Source organism: Nitrospira sp., assembly GCA_024998565.1.
Lineage (GTDB): Bacteria > Nitrospirota > Nitrospiria > Nitrospirales > Nitrospiraceae > Nitrospira_A.
In genome coordinates, this window is sequence record JACOEM010000003.1 from 206,537 (window position 1) to 214,602 (window position 8,066).

The 8,066-nt window shown below is 59.5% G+C and carries 6 protein-coding genes; 3 read left to right on the forward strand and 3 right to left on the reverse strand.

What is annotated here, in order from left to right:
* Window positions 1-77: 77 nt before the first annotated feature.
* On the forward strand, window positions 78-1,160 hold the full coding sequence (locus tag H8K11_07440) for a DUF1207 domain-containing protein (protein MCS6263579.1): 1,083 nt from the start codon (window positions 78-80) through the stop codon (window positions 1,158-1,160).
* Between the two features lie 100 nt (window positions 1,161-1,260).
* Here H8K11_07440 and H8K11_07445 read toward each other — a convergent pair whose 3' ends face one another.
* Entirely contained in the window at window positions 1,261-1,479 is a 219-nt protein-coding gene (locus H8K11_07445) for a hypothetical protein (GenBank protein MCS6263580.1), read from the reverse strand.
* A gap of 73 nt (window positions 1,480-1,552) precedes the next feature.
* On the opposite strand from H8K11_07445, the gene H8K11_07450 reads away from it, so the two are divergent.
* Window positions 1,553-1,720 carry a DUF1328 domain-containing protein gene (locus H8K11_07450; protein MCS6263581.1) on the forward strand — a complete coding sequence of 56 codons (168 nt, stop codon included), beginning with the start codon at window positions 1,553-1,555 and terminating at the stop codon, window positions 1,718-1,720.
* 10 nt (window positions 1,721-1,730) lie between these two features.
* On the opposite strand, the gene H8K11_07455 is transcribed toward H8K11_07450, so the two are convergent.
* Both H8K11_07455 and H8K11_07460 read right to left on the reverse strand, forming a co-directional pair.
* Window positions 1,731-5,276, reverse strand: a complete 3,546-nt coding sequence (locus tag H8K11_07455) for a PAS domain S-box protein (GenBank protein ID MCS6263582.1) — start codon at window positions 5,274-5,276, stop codon at window positions 1,731-1,733.
* 217 nt (window positions 5,277-5,493) lie between these two features.
* Window positions 5,494-7,485 (reverse strand): PAS domain S-box protein, encoded by a 1,992-nt coding sequence (locus H8K11_07460; protein ID MCS6263583.1) that lies wholly within the window; start codon window positions 7,483-7,485, stop codon window positions 5,494-5,496.
* Window positions 7,486-7,676: 191 nt separating this feature from the next.
* Here H8K11_07460 and H8K11_07465 point away from each other — a divergent pair, with 191 nt between their 5' ends.
* Window positions 7,677-8,060 (forward strand): hypothetical protein, encoded by a 384-nt coding sequence (locus tag H8K11_07465; GenBank protein ID MCS6263584.1) that lies wholly within the window; start codon window positions 7,677-7,679, stop codon window positions 8,058-8,060.
* The last annotated feature ends 6 nt before the right edge of the window (window positions 8,061-8,066 follow it).

Below are 8,066 nucleotides of genomic sequence, written 5' to 3' on the forward strand. Positions count from 1 at the left end.
ATGGTTCGATCTGTGATTCTGGAGAGCAGGCGGAGACGGTCTGGATCGGGCATGACTCTGGGAGGAGTCCGAAGGGAATGATCCCTCCATGGAAGGTGGTGCTCCTCGCGTGTGTGACCTGCGCGTTCGTTGCGGCGGGCGCGGCGGCCGCCGAGTCCGATGAGTATATCGCGGGCTATGCGGCCGCCACCCTGGAGCATGAGTTTCACCTTTCTGGAGCGGTGATAGACGTTGATCAAGGCGCCGTCACAGTCCAGGTCAAGCATTTGGGAGGGGAGGACCCGGCCAAGATCGTCAGGGCGTTGGAGCAGATACCCGGCGTGGTGCGGGCCGATGTTCAGGCGGGGAAGGAGCCCGTGCTTTCGTCGAGGGGCACCGCAGCGCGGGCGGTGACGCCGGAAGCGGAGTCAAAGTTTCTGCCGCGCGGATTGCTTGTGGATCCGCTGCATGCGGACTTGAGGTGGCCACACTTCGGCGCGTCCTATCACAGTCTTTCGTCCGGGAAAGAATTTGCCAGCGCGTTCGGGGAATCGTTCGCGTTTTACCGGAACGCCGCTCCGTTCGACGGGCAATGGGAATTGGGGATGCAGGCGGGGGTGTTCGGCGTCTTCGATACGGAGAAACGGTCCATCGATTTGATCAATGCCGACTATATGGTCGGGCTATTGGCCAGTTATCGGGCGGACAAATTCTCAGGGTTTTTCCGGGTTCGTCACCAGAGTTCGCATTTAGGCGATGAGTTTCTCCTTAACAATGCCCAGGTCGCCAGAATCAATCTGAGTTATGAAGAGGTCGATCTCAAGATTTCGTATGACCTGACGACGTGGCTGAGGGTCTACGGTGGAGTCGGTACGATCGTCCGAAAGGATCCCAGCACCCTCGGCCGTGAGACGAGCCAGGGTGGAATCGAGTTCAAGAGCCCCTGGTTGTTCTTCGGCGGCAAGGTGCGGCCGGTCGTCTATGCGGATTTTCAAGCCAACGCTCGCACGAATTGGAATGTCGCCCAATCGATTATGGGAGGGTTGCAGTTTGAAAATGCCCGGATCGGCGACAGAAAGCTCCAGGTCTTGGCCGAATACTTTTCCGGCCCCAGTCCGGACGGACAACTGTTCACACAAAAAGTCGAATGGATCGGAATGGGAGTCCATCTCTGGTTCTGATCCAAGACTGCGATGAGCGGCCCGTTTTTTCTGATGAGAGGACCGGCGGTAGAAACGTATCGAGCTGTGCCGCTCGCCTTATCGGCGGGACTCGTGGTGCTTATCGGTGTTTGTTCGGTTCCGAAATTTCGTTGTGAAAGACGGCCTGGATCGTCTGGAAGGAGGTCATGATGCCCAATCCCGCGAGCAGCCAGAAATCCTGTGCGCATCCCGGATGTTCCTGCCCGGCTGAGAAAGGGCGGGAGTTTTGTTCCGACGCCTGCCGCAGTTCGTCGGCTCCCAGCGGAGCCTGTGCCTGCGGGCACAAGGGCTGTGCCACGAAGCATCCGTCGCATTCATAGTGGTTCCTGCGGTATGAGCATATCGTCCACCATTTCTGATGAGGTGCCATCATGTTGAGCTGGGCTATGACATTTTTAGTCATCGGGCTGATCGCGGGGGTATTAGGAGTGAGCGGTGTGGCGGGGACCGCGACCTACATCGCCTACGTGCTGTTCGTGGTCTTTCTGATTCTGGCGGTGATCGGCATGGTGATGGGCAAGCGCCCTCCCGCTGTCTGACCAGGTGGTCCTACTTTCTCGTGCGGACTGTGCGTACGATCGCTTCATACAGCTGGCCGGCGGCGCGCTCTTTGGTGACGAAGACCGCCGCCCCGGCCCTCGTCATGGCCTCTTCCACATGTCGTTCGTTCTGAACCGACAATCCGATCACGACGATGTCGGGTTGCGTTGAGACGATGCGGCGGGTCGCTTCAATCCCGTCGATCCTCGGCATATTCACATCCATCACCACGACATCCGGCTTGAGTGCTGCGGCGATGCTGATCGCCGACTCGCCGTCACCCGCTTCGCCGATGACCTCCAGGTCTTCATAGTTGTCCAGCACGCTCCGGAGGCCTTGTCGGACCATTTCGTGGTCATCGACGAGGAGGATGCGAAGCCGTTCGGAAGGAGGAACAGGCGAGGTGAGGAGTTGTTTGGCGCGCGACGCCCCTGACCCCGATTCGGACTGAGAGTCGATGTCGATGGGGGCTGTCAGCGTGACGGTCGTGCCACTGCCTTCGGTGGAATCTAAATTCAAGCGTCCGCCGACCGCCTCAACCCGCTCCTGCACATTGAACAGGCCGAATCGGCCGGGGAGAGTCCGATCGGTTTCCATCATCGTCGACGGGTTGAATCCGCATCCCTGATCCGAGACGGTGATGGAGACCATGTTATCGGTACGGCACGAGAGGGAAATGACGGCCTCCGTGGTCCGTGCATGCTTGACGACGTTGAACAGCAATTCCCGAACACTCTGGTAGAGAATGACCGCGCTTTCTTCCTCCATGGGGAGATGATCACGGTCACACTGGACGACGACGGTCAGCCCGTGGGTTTTCATCTGGCCGCCCAGCCATTTGAGCGCCGCAGGTAGGCCGAATTGGTAGAGCACCTGGGGGCTCAGTTCCGCCACGAGAAAACGAGTATAGTTGAGTGATTGCGTGAGGACGTCATCCGCCTCGCTTAGAAGTTGCTGGGTCTTGGAATCTTGCACGTGCGGTTTAGCCTGGCCCAGTTTCATGCGCCCGACCACGAGCAATTGCGCCAGATAATCGTGAAGTTCCGTCGCCAGCCGCCGGCGCTCCTGTTGTTCGGTCGCACTGAGGTCGGAGGCGAGGGCACGGAGACGTTCCTGTGAACGCACCAATGCTTGGGTTCGTTCATCCACCCGTTTCTCCAACTCAACCGTCCATTGCTGCAACTGCTCTTCGGCATGCTTTCGGTCGGTGATGTCGATGGCGGAGCCGAGGTACCCGCTGAATTCTCCGTTCTGCGTCAGGAGCGGCACACCCCGGTCGAGAATCCACCCATAGGTCCCGTCTTGACGTCGCAGGCGGTACTCCATTTCAAACGGCTCGTGCCGGGAAAAGTGCGTTTTGTAGATTCGCAGGTACTCGGTGCGATCGTCCGGATGGATGCCGGCTGTCCATCCGCTGCCGAGCTCGTCTTCCAGGGGACGGCCTGTGTACTCCAGCCACGATCGATTCAGCCAGGTGCAACGGGTGTCGGTTCCCGCCATCCAGACCAACACCGGAGTGGCATCCGCCAACATGCGGAAATGGGCTTCGCTTTCCCGCAGCCCGGCCTCGGCCCGTTTGCGTTCGGTGATGTCGCGGACGATGGCATGCCAACGTCTGTCGGGCTGGAGTTTGGCACTGATTTCGACGGACAGTGTCGCTCCGTCCTTCCTGCGTAACTTCCATTCACCGGAATGGCGGTGGCCTTCCAGCAACTCAGCCTTGATCTCCCGCAGGCGTTTGTAGTCATTCGGATCGAGCAAGTCAGTCACGCCCATGCCGAGCAGCTCTTCGCGGGAATATCCGAGCATGTGACAAGCTCGACTATTCACATCCAGGTAGTGGCCCGACATATCCGCCATGACGATACCGTCGGAGGCCTGTTCAAAAAGATGTCGAAACCGTTCTTCGCTTTCCCTCAACGCCTGCTCAGTCCGTTTCCGGTCCGTGATGTTGGTGATCAGGACGTAGAAGCCTTCGACTGTTCCCCCGGCTGTCCGTTCCGGGACGTAGGTCTCCAAGAGCGTTTGTTCGCCGGTCTGACCCAGAAGGGTCGTTTCGAATGAGATCTGCTCGCCGGCCAGTACACGTTGGATGAAACATTGTACTTGCGGATAATCCTGTTGCAGGAGCTCTTTGACGAAGGTTCCGATGATCTGCTCACGAGGCCGTCCAAAATGCCGTTCATATCCGGCGTTCACGAAGCGATATCGTTCGTCGCGGTCCACATAGGCGATGAGGCCGGGTAATGCATCGGTCACGACCCGCAGTTGCTCTTCGCTCTGTCGAAGCGCGGTTTCCGATCGTTTCCGTTCGGTAATGTCGAACATGACGCCGGTGATTTGCCGCGGATGCCCGGTCGAGTCGGGGAGCACCTGGCCGGTCACCGCAATCCAACCCTCACCGTTGGGACTCGTGCGAAGAATCCGGCACTCAAGATCGTAGGCGGTCCGGTTTTCAACCGCTTCGGCAACCGCCTGCTGCACCCGTTGTCGATCATCGGGATGGATCAGGTGTTGAAACGCCGCAAAGGTGCTGGCGAAGCTCATGGGAGGGAGGCCGAAAATCGCCTCGAGTTCAGGGGAAAACACCAGCGATTGGTTATCGAGGTCCTGGTGAAAGGTGCCCATGCGGCCGGCTCTCAATGCCAGGCGATGCCGGGCTTCACGCTGTTGGAGAATTTGCATGATGTGTTTCTTCTGGCCGTCGGTGTGATTCAGGCTTCCTGCCAGAAGCCAGAGGAATGCCAGCATGATCAGCATCACGGCGGCCACAGCCAGTGCAACGCCGAAATTGAAGTCGTACTTCCCCGACCGCTGGGCTGCGATGCGAATCCATCCGGCAAGGATCGGCAGCGCGACGGCGAAGGGCAGGAGACGTCGCAACATTACTCCGCCGAGCTTCTCGCTGGTGAGAGTGGCCATCAGACCTCTCGACGGTCGCGCGCAGAGGATTCCCAGACTCAATGCCACCAGCAAGGAGGCACTATAAATGGAGGTGGATGTGAACGTTCCCACCTTGTAGAGGCTCTGAACTCCGTACAAATACCCGACCAGCCCGATGCTGCCGATCGTTCCTCCCAGCAGTGCGGCAGACTGATCGAAGAAGTACGTCGCGAACGGTTTCGTATCAAGCCAGAACAGCGCCAGTCCCAGCATCAGAATAGCGACGGCTGTGGCAGGAGCCGTGCGTCCGGGATGGGCATCACTGGAGATTTCCGGCAGTGCAATGCGCCAGAGATCGATTCCCAGGTCGAGAGCAAGGAGGTGTTCCGACAGGATCAGGCTGGCAAGCAGGCAGGCGAGGATCGCGGAGCCTTGTGCGACATACCGCCGTGCGGTTGTGACGGCACCCTCTTTCGCTTGTAACCAGAGGGAGAATCCGCAGAAGAGGACCGCCAACATGGTCGTAGGTTTCAGGGTTCGAAAAGACGTGTGCAGATGAAACAGCAGCGAATGGTCGTAGGCCCAGCAGAGCAACGCGAGGGTCGGGAACGCGATAGCCAGTCCGGCGGCCGACAGGACCACACGCTGCAATGTGAAAAGCATCGAGGTCATGCGGGAACAACATACCTTCGGTTGATGCCGTCACATCGTGCGATGAAGGTCTTTCGCAGGCTCTTCATCGAAGGACATACCCGGTGCAGGCACGAGAGTCGGTCAGGTCGGAACAGCAAGGCAAGCGGCGGTACACTCAGGCAGAAACAGCATACCGCGCTCCGCGGCGAATGAGAACTGGGGGATACCCTAGTTCCTGTCCGTCAGGGCCGACATCTTAGATAGAGGTCACCGGGCAATGGCGGAGGATGATTTCGTAGAGTTGGCTGGCTGCGGATTCTTTGGGGAGGAATGCCACCGCTCCTGCTTCAGTCATGGCGACATGCACCTGGGGGTCGTTCCTCACCGAGATGCCGATGACGGCGATAGAGGGATATTCGCGCGACACGATGCGGGTGGCTTCGATGCCGTCGATGAGCGGCAGGTTCACGTCCATAATCACGACATCCGGGCGAAGCGAACGGACCATCACGACGGCGTCCTGGCCGTCGGCTCCCTCGCCGACGACGATCAGGTCGGCATAACCATCCAGTATGCTGCGCAGTCCCTGCCGGACCATGGCGTGGTCGTCGACGAGCACGATTCTGATCCGTCGGGCTGGGTCTTTGGACGCGGCGGCCGGCGTATGCACGGGAACCGCGGGGGGAGTGGAGGGCGAGGCGGTGACGCTCCCGGAGAGCGGCAGGCGGAGGATCGCGACGGTGCCGGCGCCGGGCGCGGCGGAGAGTTCGCATTCTCCTCCCAGCGTTTCCATCCGTTCCCGGATGCTGAGCAGCCCGAACTTTCCCCGGCTGTCCTCCCCGTCGGTCAGCTCCGTCACGTCAAATCCGACGCCCTCATCCTCGACGCAGATCCACAGCTCCCGTTGCTCATCGACGTTGATCGTGATGACAGCGTGATCTGTTTTGGCATGTTTGACGATGTTGAACAGCAATTCGCGGACCGATTGAAATAACAGAACGGCCTGGTCGTCGGGCAGGGTAAACGCCGTCGGACCCGGTTTGACCGTGACCTCAAGCGCATGTTGCTTCATCCGCTCTCCCAGCCAGACCAGCGATTTTGAAAGGCCGAATTGGTAGAGGATGTGGGGGCTCAATTCGGCTACGAGCGATCGGGTGTAGGTCAAGGCCTGATCCAGCATCCCGTCCACGTTCGTCAGCGCGGCCGATGCGGCTTCATCCTGAACCTTGGGGATGGCTTGCGAAAGCCTGAGCCGGCTGGCCACGACGAGCTGCGCAAGATAGTCGTGTAACTCCACTGCGAGCCGCCGGCGCTCGCGTTGTTCAGTCAACGTCAGTTCCGAGGCCAGTGCCCGCAGCCGTTCCTGAGACAGGACGAGTTCATGCGTGCGTTCCTTGATGCGACGTTCGAGCTGAGCCGCAGACTCCTGCAGTTGGCGTTCCGCACGTTTCCGTTCCGTGAGGTCCATGAGCACGTCCAGCCCGCCGACCAATTCTCCGGCCGCGTTGCGAAGGGGGGTGGGGTGGGGTGCGACCGGGACCCGGGTTCCGTCCGGGCGTTCAATGATCATTTCAAGGCCGCGTATCGGGCGATTGAGCTTGAGGCACTGGGCGAGCGGACAGGATGCAAGCGGCATGGGGCGCCCGTCTGGCCAGTAGACCCGCCATGAACCGCACCATCTGGTGGTGCCGAGCACGGGTCTGGATCCCCAGAGGTTCACAGCCGCCTGATTGTAGCGCGTGATTCGTCCCTCGGCATCGGTTGTGTAGACCGCGACCGGAAGGGCTTCGACCAGATTTGCCAGGTCACGCTCACCCTGTTTTCGCTCGGAAATCTCCCGGGCGACTTTCGAGGCGCCGACAATTCGGCCTTCCCGGTCCTTGATCGGCGACACTGAAAGCGAGACGTCGATCATCGTTCCATCTTTGCGCTGCCGCACCGTTTCGTAATGGTCGATCCGTTGCCCCGAACGGAGGCGTTCCAGAATTCTCGGTTCTTCATCGAATCGATCCTTGGGGATCAGGCGATGCACCGGCTGTCCGATCATTTCTTGTGCCGTGTATCCGAAAAGGCGCTGCGCCCCCTGATTCCAACTCATGATGCAGCCATTGAGGTCTTTGGAAATGATGGCGTCATCGGACGACTCCACGATCGCAGCCAAACGGGACAGGAGGAGATCAATCTGAAGTGGAAGCTCCGAAGGAGTGGCGTTGTCTCCGTCTGTGGAATGCATCTCAGTGTGCCTCATCTTGCGAGAACAGAGACCGACTCGGGCGCGGACCTGATACTAGGATGTCGGGCCCCTGTGAACAACTAGGCAAACCGCTAGCATCTTCCAGGTCCGAATCCCGGGGAAATCCTAGTAGTCCCACGGACGAGATGCCGTAAGGTACCACCAGGATACAGCGAGGTTCCCACCATCACATGATTGGAGCAAGCATGAAGCATACGCTCGGCGGTGAGATCGATGGAATGCGGTCGAATGCCTCCGCTCAGGGATTTCAACAGGGAACTGGTACCCCGCCGGCTTCTTCGTGCGCCATTCAGCAAGGCCCTGTGATTGAGGTGTCTGAGTCCGATGGTACATTCAATGTCTATGCAGACTTTCGAGCGATGCCGGACATGTCCCATGCCGAGGATATTGCCGTTGAGTTTGCCCGACAAGGCATCATTCTCGCCGGCGGGTCGGTGCAGCGATACGTGCCTCTGCCCACCGATGCCCAAATCGAACATGCCAGGGTGACCATCGAGGCAGGCATCGTGCGAATGTCCGTCCCGACCGCAGATTTGGGGCATCGCTGGCGTTCCATCGTCATGTGGTGAGCGGCG

Excerpts from the sequence above, each read along its gene's own strand:
- H8K11_07440 (MCS6263579.1), top strand. The coding sequence starts at position 78 with ATGATCCCTCCATGGAAGGTGGTGCTCCTCGCGTGTGTGACCTGCGCG.
- H8K11_07450 (MCS6263581.1), top strand. The coding sequence starts at position 1,553 with ATGTTGAGCTGGGCTATGACATTTTTAGTCATCGGGCTGATCGCGGGG.
- H8K11_07455 (MCS6263582.1), bottom strand. The coding sequence starts at position 5,276 with ATGACCTCGATGCTTTTCACATTGCAGCGTGTGGTCCTGTCGGCCGCC.
- H8K11_07460 (MCS6263583.1), bottom strand. The coding sequence starts at position 7,485 with ATGAGGCACACTGAGATGCATTCCACAGACGGAGACAACGCCACTCCT.
- H8K11_07465 (MCS6263584.1), top strand. The coding sequence starts at position 7,677 with ATGAAGCATACGCTCGGCGGTGAGATCGATGGAATGCGGTCGAATGCC.